The organism is Flavobacterium sp. 245, assembly GCF_004362055.1.
Lineage (GTDB): Bacteria > Bacteroidota > Bacteroidia > Flavobacteriales > Flavobacteriaceae > Flavobacterium.
This window is the reverse complement of the sequence record NZ_SNXB01000007.1, coordinates 255,597-272,679: the sequence shown is the minus strand read 5'-3', so window position 1 is coordinate 272,679 and position 17,083 is coordinate 255,597. Positions and strand designations below refer to the sequence as shown.

The window sequence follows — 17,083 nt, the reverse complement described above, 5'->3', positions numbered from 1 at the left end:
TTAAATTACAGATGTGATCCACCAGACATTTCCAAACGGATCCGTAACACCGCATGTTCTGCCATAATCCTGATCACTTAATCCCATTAAACTTGTTGCACCATTTTCTAATGCTTTTTTATAGGTTTCATCGGCATTTGGAACATAAACAAATAAGTGTGAGGTTTGTTTTGCCCAATCCGTAATTTCGTCTGTAATCATAATAGTGCTTCCGCCTAAGGTAATTTCAGCATGCATGATCGTTCCGTCTTCGCGGATTGATTTTGTGTTGGTTTCACTTGCTCCAAAAACGGTTTTGGTAAAATCTATGAATTTTGATGCGCCTCTTAAAATCAAGTAGGGCATTATTGTTTGGTGTTCAGCAGGAATATTCATTTTTTTGATATTTTAAAAATTAGGATTTTAAAATTACAAATTTTTAAGGTATTATTTTGTAAATCAATAAATTATGATTTATAAAAGAACTTCGCAATGAAAACCATAGGAGTCAAGAAGGGCTATTATTTTTCGATTTGAAATTGATGAGGCATGAATCCGCAGAATTTTATCGCAATCTTCTAAATCAAAATTGATTTTGCTGTCTGGGAAATGTTCAAGAAGTTTCCCAACAATCAAAATAGATTGCTCGACTTCCTGAACATTTGTTTTGAAAACCTCAATCATGATTTCAAAAGTTTATAACGCTATGTTTTTGTAGCGTTCTATTTTATGATAGTAGATATATGAAATTGCCAGAATCAGTAGAATAATTAACGGAAAAAAGCTTTGAAAATTAAACCCGTCAACTGCAAAATGACTAATTGAGGCAAAGATAAAATCAAATCCAAATCCAGCATAAGCCCATTCTTTTACATTTTTTGGAACTTGCGGAATCACTAATGCTAGAACACCCAATACTTTGAAAACAACTAATGCATTTCCAAAATACTCAGGATAACCTAAATGTCTGATTCCTTCTTTCGCTAATTCTGTCTGCGAAGTCAGCGCCGGCATTACGCCTTCAAATAAAAAGATTAAAATTGTCGTTGTCCAAAAAATAATTTTTGCTTTTTTCATGTGGTTTGTTTTTTTAAATAGTTATTAGTTAATGTATTACAAACTTACTAATCTTTCTTTTTTGAAAAAATATATATTTAAGACTATTTTAGGGGCATTTGGGACAAGTTTTTGATTTTAGATTTTAGAGGGTAGATTTTTGACTGTGTAATCACAAAGCATGTCATTGCGAGGAACGAAGCAACCACTCTAACATAAATAATTGGTTGATTTAGAAAGTGTGATTGCTTCGTTCCTCGCAAAGACAAAAAAATCCGTGGCATCAATGTTTGCCATACAACAACAATAAATTAAAAAACGCCATGAAACCAAAAGGTCTCACAGCGTTTTCATCTCAAAAAATAAATAATTAACGGGTATTGGGTATTATTTCCAGCCTCCACCTAGTGCGCGGTACAAATCTGTATTAGCTGTAAGTTGTTGTCTTTTAATATCGGCAAGTTCTAATTCGCTTTGTAATAAATTTGCTTGTGCAGTTAAAACTTCAAGGTATTCAGCCATACCGTTTTTGAATAAAAGGTTAGCGTTTTTAATAGCTTGTTGCAGTGTTTTTACTTTTTCTCTCAAGAAAATTTCCTGCTGTTGTAATTTTTCGACTTTAACTAAAGCATCCGAAACTTCGCTTACAGCAACCAAAACAGCTTGTCTAAAATTTAAAACAGCTTTTTCTCTTTCTGCTACAGCGATATTATATTGCGTTTTTAATCTTTTATTATTCAAAAGCGGTTGCGTCAAACCTCCGGCAACAGTTCCAAATAAAGAAGCCGGAATGTTGAACCAATTGCTGGTTTCGAATGAATTTACACCACCTTGAGCTGTAATTCTTAAAGCCGGATACAAATCAGCTTTTGTGATTCCTACGTTTGCGTTGGCCACTTTAAGAGCCAATTCGGCACTTTTTACGTCGGGTCTTCTGCTTACTAATGAAGATGGAATTCCGATTGCGTTATTGTTTTTAACTTCAATAGCACTTAAACGAATTGTTCTTTCTTTTGAATTTGGGAAAGAGCCCGTCAATACGCTCAAAGCATTTTCCTGAATCGAAATGTTTTGTTCCAATAACGGAATCAATTGTGCTGAATTTAATTTCTGCGCTTCCGATTGTTGAATCGCCAATGAAGTTACCTGACCAGCATCGTATTTTAATTTGATAATATTGGTTGTACTATCATTTAAACGAAGATTTTGTCTGGCAATATCCAGTTGCGCGTCCAACATTAAAAGATTGTAATATCCTCTTGAAACATTGGCAACAATATTAGTCTGCAATGCTTTTTTAACTTCTGCAGATTGTAGATATCCTGCGTACGCCCCTTTTTTCTGATTTTTGATTTTCCCCCAGATATCAGCTTCCCAAGAAAGTGAAGCTCCGGCTGAATAATCGTCAATATGTTTGGCACCAATTGCTTGGTTTAGGTTCAATCCTGTAAAACTATTGTCAGACGGATTGCTTGTGCTTGCATTTACAAATAAATTAACCTGAGGTACATTTCCCCATTTTGACTGCGTAAAACGGTATTGCGCAATTTCAATGTTCTTTTCGGCAATCTGTAAATCGTTGTTTCTCGCAACGGCGCTGTCGATCAATTTGATAATATCTTTTTCAGTAAAGAAGTTTTTCCACTCCACATCGGCAATACTTGTTGTATCACTCGAAACTGATGCATTCCTGAAATTCTCAGGAAATGCATCTTTTGGAGTTTCAATATCCTTCGAAACTTTACAGGATATTAAGGTCGTGATCAGAATGGCGAAGGTCACGATTTTGGTTATATGATTTTTCATTCTTTCTTTTATTAAATTTTTTTATCCGTTGGGTGTAATTTTTTAAACACATAGAAACATAGCTTTTTGAGGATTTAAAAAAAGGCGTTTCACTTATTTTAAATACACATAGTTTTCTATGTGTTGAAACTAGTTTCTTTTATTCTCTTTTTTCGAAATAAGAAATCTATGTCTCGATGTGTTAAAATATTTTTTTTCCAAAGGGTTAAATTTCTGTACAAGTATCTTTTCTAGTTTCAAGATCTTTTGAGATTCTGTACGATATATATGCGATGCCAAATATGATGGCTACTAAAGCTGTTGTTATATAGTTTTCCATTTATTATTTTTCTTCTTCGTTATGAATTACGGCAACTGGTTTTCCAGAAACCTTTTCTTGTAAATGCTGGAAGATGATGAATAAAACAGGGATGATAAACAAACCTAGAATTACTCCTGAAATCATACCTCCGGCAGCACCAATACTAATTGAGTGGTTACCTTGCGCTGATGGTCCTTTGGCGCTCATCATTGGCACTAAACCAACAATAAAAGCAAGAGACGTCATGATAATTGGTCGCAAACGTAATTTGGCTGCATCGATGGAAGCTTTAATTAACGCTTGTCCCGATTTTCGTTTCTGGACGGCAAATTCCACAATCAGAATGGCATTTTTGGCGAGCAGACCAATTAACATTACCAATGCAACTTGTACATAAATGTTATTTTCAATTCCGGTCAAGCCGATTGCCACAAATACTCCAAAAATACCTGCAGGGATTGATAAGATTACCGCCAAAGGCAAAATGTAACTTTCGTACTGTGCAGCAAGTAGGAAATAAACGAATATCAAACACAGTAAGAATATAGTTGCCGATTGCCCTCCGGAAGAAATCTCCTCACGAGTCTGACCCGAGAATTCGAACCCGTAACCTGCAGGTAATTGTTGTGCTGCTACTTCTTCAATTGCTTTAATGGCATCTCCTGAACTAAATCCTGGTTTCGGAATCGCATTAATAGAAATTGAATTAAATAAATTGTATCGTGAAGCGGTTTCTGAGCCATAAATACGAGTTAGTTTTACTAAAGTATTTATTGGCACCATTTCGCCAGTTTTGTTTTTAACAAAAACTCTGTCAATTGAAGTTGGATCGGCTCTGTCTTGGATATCAGCCTGAACAACCACACGGTAGTATTTACCAAATCGGTTGAAATCAGATGCCTGCGCGCTACCAAAATAAGCCTGCATCGTTTGTAAAATGTCTTTTACATTTACACCCAATTGATTTGCTTTTTCGTCGTTAACTTCCAATTGCAATTGAGGATAATCTGCTTTGAAACTCGTAAAAGCAACTGCAATTTCCGGACGTTTCATTAATTCACCAATAAAGTTTTGAGAGATACCACTGAATTTGTCTAGTTTTCCTCCCGTTTTATCCTGAAGAACTAAATCTAAAGCTTCAACATTACTAAATCCGGGAACAGTTGGGAAACTGAATACGAAGAAACTTCCTCCTGAGATTCCGCCTAGTTTTCCTCGAACCTGGTTCATGATTTCGTCAATATTTTTTACTTCGCCTCGTTCTTCGTTTGGTTTAAGCAATACGAAAACTACGGCTGAAGATGGGCTTGTAGAGTTTGTCAATAAGTTGAAACCTGAAATAGCGGTTACAAATCGAGAAGCATCTAAACCTCTTAAAGTGTTTTCTGCTTCAGTCATTACTTTTTGAGTTCCGTCTAATGATGTTCCGGATGGCGTATTTACTGCAATCGCAATAAATCCTTGATCTTCGGTTGGAATAAACCCTGCAGGAGTTGTTTTTACCATTACAATAGTTGCTACAACAATTAAAGCTAATCCGCCTAAACTCAACCATTTTCTTCTGATTAAGAATTTAAGTCCACCAACATAACGATTCGTTAAAGATTCAAAACTGCTGTTGAAAGCGGTAAAGAATTTTTCTTTAAATCCTTTTTTCACATAAGGCGCATTGTGATCGTCTGCTCCGTGATTATCTTTTAAGAATAATGCTGCAAGCGCCGGACTCAATGTTAAGGCATTAACAGCCGAAATTACAATTGCAATTGCCATTGTAAAGGCAAACTGACGATAGAAAACTCCTGTTGAGCCTTCCATAAAACCAACCGGCAAGAATACAGCAGCCATTACCAGCGTAATCGAGATAATAGCACCCGTTATTTCGTGCATTGCTTCATGGGTTGCGATTTTTGGAGACAAACGTTTGTGCTCCATTTTCGCATGCACCGCTTCGACTACCACAATGGCATCATCGACCACAATACCAATCGCCAGAATTAATGCGAAAAGTGTTAAAAGGTTGATCGAAAATCCGAATAACTGCATGAAGAAGAACGTTCCTAAAATTGCTACAGGTACAGCAATAGCCGGGATTAATGTTGATCTAAAATCTTGCAAGAAGATAAATACCACAATAAATACAAGTATAAAAGCTTCTAATAAAGTATGCTCAACTTGCTCAATAGATTGGTCAAGTGATACTTTTGTACTATAGAAAATATTGTGTTTGATGCCTTTTGGAAAATCTTTAGAAGCCTTTTCCATCATTTTGTTAATGGCAATCTGAATATCATTTGAGTTCGATCCAGCTAACTGAATAACCCCAATTACAATTCCTTTTTTACCATTTAAACGAGTTAAACTGTTATAAGAATAAGCACCAAGTTCAACTCTAGCAACGTCTTTTAAGCGAAGTACTGAACCATCGGCATTAGAACGTATCGCAATATTTTCGTAGTCTTCTGGTTTGGTTAGTTTTCCTTTGTATTTGATAACATATTCAAAAACTTCTTTGCTTCGCTCTCCAAATTTCCCCGGAGCCGCTTCCAAACTTTTGTCTTGAATCGCTCCCATAACTTCGCTTGGCGTCACTTTGTAAGTTGACATCTGCGTTGGGTTTAACCAAACACGCATCGAGTAATCTTTTACACCACCAAAAATACTGGCAGAACCTACACCCGGAATACGTTTTAACTCGGGAATAATATTAATCTGTGCATAGTTGGCAACAAACGTCTGATCATATTTTGCTTCATCATCGGTGTACATACCAATCGCCATGATGAAACTGTTTTGTTGTTTCGCCGTAACAATACCTTGTTGTACCACTTCGGCAGGAAGCTGGCTCGTTGCCTGTGCCACTCTGTTTTGTACGTTTACCGCAGCTTGATCAGCATCTGTGCCCAGTTTAAAGAAAACTGTAATAGCTAAAGTACCGTCGTTACTCGCTGTAGAACTCATGTAAGTCATGTTCTCTACACCATTTATAGATTCTTCGATAGAAGGTGCCACAGAACGTAAAACCGTTTCTGCGTTTGCTCCCGGATATACCGCCGTTACCAAAACCGATGGAGGCGCAATATCAGGAAACTGTTGTAAAGGCAGTTTAGTTAAACCTAGTACCCCCAGAATTACCAATAAAATGGAAATTACGGTTGCCAGTACAGGTCTTTGTATAAATATTTTGAACATTTTCTTTTAGAATTATTTTTTATTAGTTACTTCGGCAACTTTAGTTGATTTTTCTGGCTGAATCGCTTGTCCATCCTGAAGTTTGTCAATACCGCTTAACACGATTTGGTCACCCGTTTTTACACCTTCTTTAATTAAATAATTGGTTCCGCTTTTACCCACAACGGTAATAGGCATTTTAGTTACTTTGTTGTCTTTGCCTACAGTGAAAACAAATACTTTATCCTGCATTTCAATTGTAGCTGCTTGTGGCACTAAAATCGCATCGTCGTGGTTTAATCCTAAACGGATTCTTCCTGTGTTTCCCGAACGTAACGTTCCGTTTGCATTTGGGAAAGTCGCTCTAATCGTGATTGCTCCGGTAGTTTTATCAAACTGTCCGTCAACCATATCAATTTTTCCTGTTTGAGGATAAGCATTGTTATCAGCTAAAATCAAAGTAACTGGAGGAAGTTTTTTGATTTTATCACCAAGAGAATTTCCTGCGTATTGTGCTTTAAAGTTGATGAAATCTGTCTCTCCTAAAGAAAAATAAGCAAACACTTCATGAACATCAGATAAAGTGGTCAGCGCTTCAACATCAGAAGCAGAAACTAAACTTCCTTGTTTTTTAGGTAATCTTCCGATGTAGCCACTCACTGGGGCTGTAACATTTGTATAGCCTAAATTAATTTTAGCAGAACCTACCATTGCTTTTGCCTGTTCAATATTTGCAGCAGCAATTTTTTGAGAAGCTTTAGCCGTTTTTAACTGATAATCAGAAACTACTTTATTTTGTACTAAAGGAGTCAATTTGTCAACTTCTAAATTAGCGTTGATCAAAGCCGCTTCTGCCGCGTGAAGACTTGCCAAAGCATTGTTTAACTGCTCACGGAATGGACGCTCGTTTATTTTGAATAAGGTTTGTCCTTTGCTTACATAAGAGCCTTCGTCAACATAAACTCTTTCTAGATTTCCGCTTACTTGAGGGCGAATTTCAACATCAACAGTTCCTTGTATAGCAGCAGGATATTCGGCGTCAGTGGTTGTATTTGCGCTTGTGATGGCCAATACTGGTAAAACCGGTGGAGGTGGAGCAGTAGGTGCCTGATTTTTATCAGCACAACTGCTTAATACTAATGCCAGAATAAAACTGGTTATAATTACATTTTTCATTTTCATAGTGGTTTTAATTGGTTGAACATTTCTTTTAAAAAATTGTGGTATTCTAAAATTCTCGGGATCCATATTTAATAATATTAAATTTTCTAACGTTGTTAAGTTTAAGTGCGCAAATTTCCTTATTGTAACTCTTTTCTATTCTGTTTCAAAATCGTATTAAATGATTTATCACTGTTAAGTAAAAGAGTAAAAAAACTCGAAATTACTTAGGTTAAATTTTCTAACAGTGTTAAGTGATTGTTATAAAAAAAAGGATTTTATATTATCCAATTAAATGATTTACCACTGTTAAGTAAAATTAAAAATTTTTTTATTGTATTGATTTGATGATACCGCCAATAGCATCTTTCAAAATCTGATTGTTGATACTTTCTAATGCTCCATTTCTGTTTATAATGTTGATTGCAATCAAACCATGAATGATAGAAAAGAAAGTAAAATACTTTTGTTTAATAATTTCCGGATCCGGATTACTGTCTTTCATGACTTCAGCAATAACGGCTGTAAACATCATATAAGGTGAATCTGAAAGCGAACATTGTTGCGAACAGCAATTCATTTGAACCCCAAACATTACCTGATACATTTCGGTATCTGTAAAGGCAAAATCCCAATATGCCATCCACATGGCTTCTAATTGTTCTTCTGGCTTTTCAAATTTTGCTTTTGCTTTTTCTAACTCTTTTGCCAGTTTAATAAACCCTTGACCAGTCAATTCGGTCAATATAGCATCTTTATTAGAAAAATATTCATAAATAATAGGAGCAGTATATTCAATCCTATCAGCAATTTTGCGCATACTTAAACCATTCCAGCCGTCTTCTTTCACGATGTCATAAGCAGCCCCAAGAATGTTATTTCTTGTCTCTTCTTTTTGTCTTAAAATTCGATCTTTACTAGCCATTTTGATTAAGTATTAAATTGTTTAACACTGTTAGGCAAATGTATGGCGCTTTTTCTGATTATGAAATAATTTTATCATAATATTTTCTTATCGTGTCATAGAGTGATTTCAAAAGCTCTGGAAAACCTTTATTTTATTGGGATTTTTGCTTGTGTGAATTTTTAAAGGAGCAGACGTTTTTCGTTTTTTAAGACGTTTTGTCCCGCTCTACATTATATCTTTTGTGGTGAACCCCACCACAAAAGGATGCCATTTCGATCGGGGCTAATCGAGAATGTGTCTTTTTCATAAGATTTTGACATTAATATTTATAATTATTGCATGCTTAGCTAGACTGAAGTCCAACTCTACAATATTGGTTGAGCCTTTGGCTCTTTTCTATTAAATATATTCAAAATGTATTACTGAAAACAAAAAAGAAAATCATTCTTTTTCATATCAATGAAAATAAAAATTCCGAAGGAATGATTTATATTGTAGGGCTGGACTTCAGTCCAGTTTAATCATAAAAGGAAGGATAACAAAGATTACAACACAAATCAGTGGAGAGGTTTTTTTTCGTAACATTACAAAAAAAAATATGAAAACATCTATAACCATAAAAACCACAATTGTGGTCTTGTTTTTTCAACATTTAGCATTTTCCCAAGAAGCCAAAAAAGAAACTGCATCACCGCAATACACGATCGAAAACTGCGTCAATCATTTTGACATAACCAAAGCAACAAAAACAAAAGTTGGATATCAATATTGGTTTGCCGATAAAAACTTCACTCAGGAAAACACGCTCAAAATGAGTATTGTAGAACCAGGGAAATCGACACACGCGCCGCATCACCATCCTGAGGAAGAATTCTTCTATATCTTAGAAGGAACTGCCGAATTCTTCTTAGACGGAAAAACGGTTACAGCCGGACCAAACACCAGTTTTTACTGTCCACCAAATGCTGAGCACGGAATCAGTAATGCAGGAAAAACAGACTTAAAGTATTTGGTTATAAAGAAGGATTTAAAGTAAAATGGGTTTATGACAATAATTCATTTTATTGAATATTGATTGAATACGTTAGTAAACCTCCATTTGGTTGTGGAAATCTCAAAATATGTGTTCCGGTTGTTGTGGCTTTAAAATTATAAATAGTTTTGATGTTTCCAATGCTTTGAAAACAGAAGCACCCTTCATATTTGGCTTTTATTGTAATTGTTTTGGTATTTCCCGAATTTGTTTCAGAAACAGAATCAAATCCACCACAGCTATTACGGGTTGAAAAAGTAATATCAATCGGAATTATCTCATTCACTTTGCCTATAGATGGAACATTAGCAACAATTACTGGCGCCTGCTCGTAGCTCACGCAAACTTGATCAAATGTTTCTGTCCATTCGACAAACGAGTATTTTTTCATTGCTGTTTTCCAGTACGTTTGCGTTCCTTCCGGAATGCTCAAACAGATGTTCCCTTTATCCTTTTCTTGTAGTTTTAATGACGAAATGATGCCTAGCAGATCTTCCTGATTGCTAAGATTCATTTCAAAAAAACTATTTACAATATAGGTCTTGTTTTCTGGTTCGTAGTAAAAAACACTGCTCGTTGTAGCTTGCCAGGCACCTGTTTTTATATATGGTTTTGTATTTAAGAAATCTCTTAAATCTGGAACATCACTTTTAGCAGTATTAGAAAGATAAACAAAACCGTTCATTTGACGAATATCAAAATTTAGTTCGTTTATGGTTTTGAAAACTACACTTAAATCAGCGTTATCTTTAATTCCGATAGCCAGATTTATTTTAGATGAATTCGGTCCTTTAGCCAGTTCAAGGTCTAATGTTTCTTCTTTTTGAACTTCTGAATTATCAGAAGAACAGCTAAAAAGTAAAAATGTAATAATGCTTAAAGTTAAAATCTTACTCATTTTCATATAGTTTTTATTAAATAGATGAGTTTTTTGCTAAAAGGTTGCGTGTAAAGTTACATTTTTTTATAAGAGATATAGTACTCAGGAATTCATAAATGAAAATATGGTTGCAGTAATGCTGTAAAAACAGATTTAAAGTACTTGATTATTAAAAAGATTTAAGGTAGTTGTCTACTTATTCATGTCAGTTTAAAGTATTTTCTTTTTGCACTTTCATATGACGTAAAGGGCGCTTCCTCAAGTTGGTAATCAAATCCTAGAAGAGACTCACAATAAAGATTTCCTTCTTCATCGACGTTGCTTAGAATGCTTTCTTTTACTATTTTTTTGTTTGCAACTACAAATTGAATGAATTCGCTAAGTGGGTAATGATCGCCAACATCTTCAAGAAATTCGACTAGAAAATTCTCAATTTTCAATCTTTCCACTAGTTCAATAATTTCTAAGGTTTCTTCTAATAAATTAGATTTGTTTTTACTTAGTTCCTCAATACTTTCATATTTTCCAAATTCATTTCGTACATCTTCGATTGCAAAAGAAATTTGTAGAGGAAAGTGAATATATGAATTGCTGATAAAGTGAATTATTTCGGTAGGTATACCAGTTAGTTTGTCTTTTGTCGTTATCCGAGATCTTACAAAATGGGCCATTTTTATTTATTTATTCAATTTAATCCTATTTTTTTTCACAATCTTGCGTTCACGAGCGAGACGCTCGCGCCAGCTGGGGGCAATCTTTTGTGCCGAACCCCGGCACAAAAGGATTTCCACTTCTATCGGGGCTAGGCCAGTCATTTTCATAAGAATATTTCCGTTAGTTTGTCATTTCGAGGAACGAGAAATCCTCGCAAGTAGCTCGACAAAGATTGGCCATTTTGGCTGTATGTTTATCGAAGATTTCGATAGCGCGGATTTGTAATCCGTGCCCGCAAAGATTGGTTATACCTGCATTGTGTAAAACTGTTGCGGGCACGGATTACAAATCCGCGCTAACGGAGTTTTGTAAAACAATTTTTGATATTAAGAAGGTTTTGCAGTTACTAAAATTAATTTATGAAAAATTACTCGCTATAACTAATCCCACCACAACCATAATCCATTCATTTCTTTAATTGCTTCTTTTAAATTTTTTAGACTGCCAACACCTTGGTCAACAGAATCAGGACAAAAAGCATACACTTCTTTTGAAAAAGAATCCAAATCAGATGGTAATTTATCAAATTCAATATGAACCCAATCTCTACTGCAACCTATTACTATTAGACCGTATTTTGTTTTCCATTCAGAAATTTTTTCAACTACAGCTGTATTGTCCAAATCATAGTTAATTCCGTCAGTTCTTCTGTATCTCAGAATGTCTAGATCATCTGTACCTTTAATTACAGCAACTCCTTTTTTATTGTCATTACTTTCAAATTCAAAAATCAAATAACCGTTCTCTCTAAATTTATTTTTAAGCTTTTTTACATATTCGACAGCTTGATCTTCTGTAGTCTCGGTAAAAACACCATCGTAAAACTTATCGTTGTACATTTCTCCTGTTTCTCCGTCAATTGCGGGCAGTTGTTTAAAATCACTTTTTGTAAGTTCTTTTAGTTCTACAATTAAATCGGAGTTAAAGTTTATTTTTTTTACTAATTCGGTTTCAGTCGAGGTTAAATTGTTTTTTTGGCTGCAGCCAAATAATAAAGAGATTCCTAGTGTGGCAAGTAGTAGTTTTTGTTTCATTTTAATGAATTGGTTTTGGATAATGATTTTAATGATTTGAATTAGAGTTTAAAAGATGGTCTTTGATTTCAAATATATTTAAAATTTCTTACAAATAATACAAGTTAATTTTATTTCTAAAATAGTAGAAGTCTTAAACAATGCTGATAAAAAAGCGTTTAAAAATAAACATTTTAAACGCTTTAGAAAACTATAAATAAAATCATCACAATGTCTACACATTCGATAGCGCGGATTTGCAATCCGTGCCCGCAAAGATTGGTTATACCTGCATTGTGTAAAACTGTTGCGGGCACGGATTACAAATCCGCGCTAACGGGTTTCAAAAACTATAAATAAAATCATCACGATGTCTACACATTCGATAGCGCGGATTTGTAATCCGTGCCCGCAAAGATTGGTTATACCTGCATTGTGTAAAACTGTTGCGGGCACGGATTGCAAATCCGCGCTATCGGGGTTATATTGCCCACCAAATGCAGAACACGGAATAACCCGATAGCTATTGGGATTGCGAGACTAATTTTTTACCACAAAAAAAAGGGCGGCACCAATAGCACCGCCCTTTTAGGCAAAATTTTAATTTGCATTTTAAAACCAAATCAAATTTTAAAATGCCGCATTAATAAATGCGTACAGTTTTTGGGTAATCTACTAAAAAGAAGACTAAACGCAGGTTATTCGTTTATTGTATCGCCTTCCTTAGTTTCTTCGCTGGCAATTTTTACCAGTTTATCTTTTGGGTTTAAATCACCGAAAATTTCAATTTTATCGTCGATTTCTCTTCCTCTTTTTACATCAACACGTGTTGCTTTGTGATTCACTACTTTGATTACAAAAACACCTTCTGCCGCATTTACTACTGCTGATTTTGGCACTACAAATGTGCTGTCTTTTGCGTTAAGCGGTAAAAGTACTTCGGCAACCATTCCAGGTAATAAATCTTTTTTGGTATTATGAACGTCCATTTCTACACGCTCAGAACGCAGTTTTAAATCTAACGCACCAGACATTCTGGTAATAGTAGCTTTAAACGTTTCTGGCAATGATTTTACATTAAAACTCATTTCGTCGCCAGTATGCAGATATCCTGTATAAAGTTCTGGAACAGAAACTGCCAAACGTAATTTATCCTGCTGCTGAATTGTCAATAAAGGCAAATCTGAACCTTTTCCTGCCGGACCAACAAATGTTCCTAAATTCACATTTCTAGCGGCTACAACGCCATCAAACGGAGCGCGGATTTCAAGATAACCTCTCATAATCGAAACTTCTTTGTGCGCGGCAACTGCTGCCTGATATTGTGCATAATCAGAATTTTTCTTTCCGTTGGCCATTTCTAAATCATTTTTAGAAATCGTTCCTTCCACTTTGCTGGTTTCGTACAAACGGTTGTACGTGCTTTTGCTGGTTGCGTAAATGGCTTCCATCGATTTTAATCTCGATTCGGCTGCAGCCAATTGTGAACTGATTTCAGGTGCTTCCAAAACAATCAAAAGCTGTCCTTTTTTTACTTTGGTACCAATATCAACTTTAAGCAATTTTACGAAACTGCTCACTTTTGCATATAAATCTACTTGTTGAAAACCAGTTAATTCGGCTGGTAAACGCAATTCGGTAGTCAGTTTTTCTTTTTGCAAAAGAAAAGTCTCTGTTTTAGGTTCGATTTCTGCCGTAACAACTTCTTCTTTTTTTGAATTACAGCTGTTCAGGAAAAATAATGCTGTAAAAAACAGCGCGCTATATTTTATAATTTTAGTGTTCATTTTTTGGTTTTAAAGATGAGATATAATGGATGCTTTCTTCGTCTTCAGGATCTAAAGAAACAGATTGTGTTGTTGTTTTTTCTTGTGCCCAAGCAAATATCTGAGGCAGAATTAGTAATACGGCAAAAGTAGAAAATAATAATCCGCCAATAACCGCTCTTCCTAACGGAGAAACCTGATCGCCTCCTTCGCCATGACCAATTGCCATTGGCAACATTCCCGCAATCATCGCAACAGATGTCATGATAATTGGACGAAGACGCAGCGCCGCAGCTTCACGTGCCGATTCTAATGCATTTCCGTTTCGTTTTCGCAATTGTTCGGCATTGGTGACTAATAAAACGGCATTCGCAATCGAAACCCCAACCGACATGATAATTCCCATGTACGACTGTAAATTCAATGTTGAACCAGTTAATGTCAGCATTATTAAAGCGCCTAAAACTACCGCTGGAACTGTTGTTAAAATAACCAGCGAAACTTTGAACGATTGGAAATTAGCGGCCAACATTAAGAAGATTACAAAAATGGCAACCAATAACCCAACTTGCAAACTGCTTAATGTTTCCTCCAATACTTTACTTAAACCAATTGGTGTAATGAATAACCCCCTAGGTAATTCACCCAATGAATTTATTGTTGTTGCAACATCTTTTGTGGCCGTCCCCAAATCGGTCTGATTGATGTTTGCTGTAACAGTAATGTATGGCATTGCCCCTAAATTGTCGTTTTCACCGCTTACAAAGCCAGGTGTAATTTTTGCAACGTCACTTAAAACGGGACGAAGCGAATTTTTTAATACTGGAATTTCTCCAATATCAGTTTTACTTTTCATTTGATTCAGCGGTACCTGAACCTGAACGTTATATGATAATCCCGCTCTTTCATCGACCCATGTATTTTTTTCTGTATATCTTGAAGATGAGGTTGATGCAACAAGCGAACGCGAAATATCATTCATGTCAACGCCTAATTCGGCAGCGCGTGTTCTGTCAATATCAATATTCATTGCTGGATAATGAATTGGCTGTCCAATTTGAACATCTCTGAAATACGAAATTGCTTTTAGTTTCTCTACGATTTGATTGGCGTACAATTCATTTCGTTTTTTGTCTTTTCCTGCAATTCGAACTTCGATTGGAGTAGGAGAACCTTGGCTTAAAACTTTATCTGTCAATTCGATTGGTTCAAAAGAAAGTTTTACATCTGGAAGCACTTTTTTGATTCGGGCTCTAAACTCATCTTTAAAATCATCCATATCGGCATGGTACTCTTTTAAACTCACCTGAAAAACAGCTTCATGCGAACCTGCCATGAACAAATAAATTGGGTTGATAGAGAATAATGATGGGTGTTGTCCAACATAAACAGATGAAATCCCGATGTGTTCTGAACCAACCATTTTCTTCAATTCTTTCAAAACAATGATTGCTTTTTCTTCGGTACGTTCTAAACGAGTTCCGTCTGTAGCACGCATTCTTAACTGAAACTGACTTGAATTTACTTTTGGAAAAACATCTTTCCCAATAAAAGTAAGCAATACGATTGCTAGAACTGTTGCAGAAATCAAATACGTAATACTGGTGATTTTTTTGTGAACAAACAATCGGTCCAAAGTTCTCATAAAACGAACTTTAAATCGCTCAAAGGGACTTATTTTTCCGTTTTGATCGGTATCTAATCTTTCAACATACTCTTTTTTCTGAATAATCAGATCTTTTTCAGATTCTGGAGTTAATCCGCAGGCATTAAACTCCGCTTCATCGTCAGTTATTTCAGGAGAATGTTCGTGTTTTTCATGACCTTTCATTAACCAGTTTGCCATTACAGGAACAAATGTCTGTGATAATAAAAAGGAGATTACCATTGAAAAACCAATTGCTAAAGCCAAAGGCAAAAACAACGCTCCCGGAATACCAACCATTGTAAATGCCGGAGCAAACACGGCCAAAATACAAAGCAAGATCAATAATTTAGGCAACGCAATTTCCTGACAGGCATCCCAAATGGCGAGCGCTTTTGGTTTCCCCATGTCGAGATGCTGGTGAATATTTTCGATGGTTACGGTACTTTCATCCACCAAAATACCAATTGCCAAAGCCAATCCTGATAAAGACATCAAGTTGATCGTTTGCCCGAATAATTTCAGGAATAAAACCCCAGAAATAATCGAAATAGGAATTGTCATAATTACAATCAAAGCAGCACGACGGTCACCAAGGAATAATAAAACCATTAATCCGGTTAAAACCGCACCAATAATTCCCTCAGTAATTAAACTTTTAACCGAGTTGATTACATAAACAGATTGGTCAAATTCATATGATAGTTTTACATCTTCTGGCAATGTGCTCTGAATTTTAGGCAATTCTGCTTTTAATTTCTGAACTACATCCCAAGTCGAAGCATCTCCGGCTTTTGCAATACTGATGTAAACTGAACGTTTTCCGTTTACTAGAGCATAACCTTGTGTAATATCGGCACCATCTTTTACGGTTGCCACATCACCTAATTTTAGGTTTTGAACACTTCCTTTGAATAACGGAATATTTTCAAAATCTTTAACTTCTTTGATGGTATTATTTGTTGGCGTGATATAGTTTTTATCGCCCATTCGCACGTTTCCAGAAGGTGCGGTCTGGTTGTTGATTCGTATAGCTTCAACAATTTGATCTGGCGTCATGTTGTGTGAACGCAACAAGTCTGGATCTACGTTGACCTCAATTGTTCTTGGGCTTCCGCCAAAAGGTGCTGGCGATAATAAACCGGGAATTGAAGTAAACGAAGCACGTACATAAACGTTGGCTAAATCCTGTAATTCATTATTCGAACGTATTTTACTGCTCAAAACCAATTGTCCAATTGGAAGAGAAGAAGCATCAAAACGAATGATAAACGGAGGCTGTGTTCCCGGAGGAAATGCTGCCTGAATCCTGTTCGAAAGTGAACTTAATTCGGCTGCAGCCTGCGCCATATTGGTGTTTTCATAATAGGTTAATTTCATAATCATTAACCCCTGAATATTTTTGGTTTCTACCGATTTTACACCATTGGCAAAGGGAAGAATATTAACATAAGTCTTAGCAAAATAAGCTTCCATTTGGTCTGGCGTGTAACCTCCAAAAGGATGCGCAATATAGATAACCGGCAAATTCATTTTTGGCAGAATATCTACCTTAATATCTTTGATGGCACCAATTCCGAAGAAAAATAGACCCGCAACCAATACTAATATGGAGATGGGTTTGCGGAGTGCAAAACGTATTAAATTCATTAGG

At 35.7% G+C, this 17,083-nt stretch carries 13 protein-coding genes; 1 reads left to right on the top strand and 12 read right to left on the bottom strand.

From position 1 onward, the window contains the following. From EV145_RS15195 to EV145_RS15165, 7 genes are all read right to left on the bottom strand, one after another. Window positions 1-375: a VOC family protein gene (locus EV145_RS15195; RefSeq protein ID WP_133526053.1), complete on the bottom strand. Its 375-nt coding sequence runs from the start codon at window positions 373-375 to the stop codon at window positions 1-3. Window positions 376-453: 78 nt separating this feature from the next. Further along, a complete protein-coding gene (locus tag EV145_RS15190; protein ID WP_133526052.1) occupies window positions 454-663 on the bottom strand; it encodes a hypothetical protein in 210 nt (69 codons plus the stop codon). A 12-nt stretch (window positions 664-675) separates the two neighbouring features. After that, entirely contained in the window at window positions 676-1,056 is a 381-nt protein-coding gene (locus EV145_RS15185; protein WP_133526051.1) for a DoxX family protein, read from the bottom strand. 366 nt (window positions 1,057-1,422) lie between these two features. Further along, entirely contained in the window at window positions 1,423-2,841 is a 1,419-nt protein-coding gene (locus EV145_RS15180) for a TolC family protein (RefSeq protein ID WP_133526050.1), read from the bottom strand. A 322-nt stretch (window positions 2,842-3,163) separates the two neighbouring features. Then, the gene (locus tag EV145_RS15175) at window positions 3,164-6,331 is read right to left on the bottom strand and encodes an efflux RND transporter permease subunit (protein ID WP_133526049.1); all 3,168 of its coding nucleotides are present in this window, start codon (window positions 6,329-6,331) and stop codon (window positions 3,164-3,166) included. Between the two features lie 12 nt (window positions 6,332-6,343). After that, complete coding sequence (locus tag EV145_RS15170; RefSeq protein ID WP_133526048.1) at window positions 6,344-7,558, bottom strand: efflux RND transporter periplasmic adaptor subunit; 1,215 nt, start codon at window positions 7,556-7,558, stop codon at window positions 6,344-6,346. Window positions 7,559-7,802: 244 nt separating this feature from the next. Further along, window positions 7,803-8,396 carry a TetR/AcrR family transcriptional regulator gene (locus EV145_RS15165; RefSeq protein WP_133526047.1) on the bottom strand — a complete coding sequence of 198 codons (594 nt, stop codon included), beginning with the start codon at window positions 8,394-8,396 and terminating at the stop codon, window positions 7,803-7,805. A gap of 580 nt (window positions 8,397-8,976) precedes the next feature. Between EV145_RS15165 and EV145_RS15160 the strand changes: the two genes are divergently transcribed. Continuing rightward, complete coding sequence (locus tag EV145_RS15160; protein WP_133526046.1) at window positions 8,977-9,414, top strand: cupin domain-containing protein; 438 nt, start codon at window positions 8,977-8,979, stop codon at window positions 9,412-9,414. 25 nt (window positions 9,415-9,439) lie between these two features. Here EV145_RS15160 and EV145_RS15155 read toward each other — a convergent pair whose 3' ends face one another. From EV145_RS15155 to EV145_RS15135, 5 genes are all read right to left on the bottom strand, one after another. Beyond that, window positions 9,440-10,309 (bottom strand): hypothetical protein, encoded by an 870-nt coding sequence (locus EV145_RS15155; protein WP_133526045.1) that lies wholly within the window; start codon window positions 10,307-10,309, stop codon window positions 9,440-9,442. 182 nt (window positions 10,310-10,491) lie between these two features. Next, on the bottom strand, window positions 10,492-10,962 hold the full coding sequence (locus EV145_RS15150) for a hypothetical protein (protein ID WP_133526044.1): 471 nt from the start codon (window positions 10,960-10,962) through the stop codon (window positions 10,492-10,494). A 423-nt stretch (window positions 10,963-11,385) separates the two neighbouring features. Next, window positions 11,386-12,039 carry a DUF4253 domain-containing protein gene (locus EV145_RS15145; RefSeq protein WP_133526043.1) on the bottom strand — a complete coding sequence of 218 codons (654 nt, stop codon included), beginning with the start codon at window positions 12,037-12,039 and terminating at the stop codon, window positions 11,386-11,388. A gap of 677 nt (window positions 12,040-12,716) precedes the next feature. Beyond that, a complete protein-coding gene (locus tag EV145_RS15140) occupies window positions 12,717-13,805 on the bottom strand; it encodes an efflux RND transporter periplasmic adaptor subunit (protein ID WP_133526042.1) in 1,089 nt (362 codons plus the stop codon). Next, the gene (locus EV145_RS15135) at window positions 13,795-17,079 is read right to left on the bottom strand and encodes an efflux RND transporter permease subunit (protein WP_133526041.1); all 3,285 of its coding nucleotides are present in this window, start codon (window positions 17,077-17,079) and stop codon (window positions 13,795-13,797) included. The genes EV145_RS15140 and EV145_RS15135 overlap by 11 nt, the downstream gene beginning before the upstream one ends. Window positions 17,080-17,083 lie beyond the last annotated feature (4 nt).

Coding starts and splice junctions, on each gene's coding strand:
- EV145_RS15190 (WP_133526052.1), bottom strand. CDS start 663: ATGATTGAGGTTTTCAAAACAAATGTTCAGGAAGTCGAGCAATCTATT.
- EV145_RS15170 (WP_133526048.1), bottom strand. CDS start 7,558: ATGGATCCCGAGAATTTTAGAATACCACAATTTTTTAAAAGAAATGTT.
- EV145_RS15175 (WP_133526049.1), bottom strand. CDS start 6,331: ATGTTCAAAATATTTATACAAAGACCTGTACTGGCAACCGTAATTTCC.
- EV145_RS15165 (WP_133526047.1), bottom strand. CDS start 8,396: ATGGCTAGTAAAGATCGAATTTTAAGACAAAAAGAAGAGACAAGAAAT.
- EV145_RS15185 (WP_133526051.1), bottom strand. CDS start 1,056: ATGAAAAAAGCAAAAATTATTTTTTGGACAACGACAATTTTAATCTTT.
- EV145_RS15195 (WP_133526053.1), bottom strand. CDS start 375: ATGAATATTCCTGCTGAACACCAAACAATAATGCCCTACTTGATTTTA.
- EV145_RS15155 (WP_133526045.1), bottom strand. CDS start 10,309: ATGAGTAAGATTTTAACTTTAAGCATTATTACATTTTTACTTTTTAGC.
- EV145_RS15180 (WP_133526050.1), bottom strand. CDS start 2,841: ATGAAAAATCATATAACCAAAATCGTGACCTTCGCCATTCTGATCACG.
- EV145_RS15160 (WP_133526046.1), top strand. CDS start 8,977: ATGAAAACATCTATAACCATAAAAACCACAATTGTGGTCTTGTTTTTT.
- EV145_RS15135 (WP_133526041.1), bottom strand. CDS start 17,079: ATGAATTTAATACGTTTTGCACTCCGCAAACCCATCTCCATATTAGTA.
- EV145_RS15150 (WP_133526044.1), bottom strand. CDS start 10,962: ATGGCCCATTTTGTAAGATCTCGGATAACGACAAAAGACAAACTAACT.
- EV145_RS15140 (WP_133526042.1), bottom strand. CDS start 13,805: ATGAACACTAAAATTATAAAATATAGCGCGCTGTTTTTTACAGCATTA.
- EV145_RS15145 (WP_133526043.1), bottom strand. CDS start 12,039: ATGAAACAAAAACTACTACTTGCCACACTAGGAATCTCTTTATTATTT.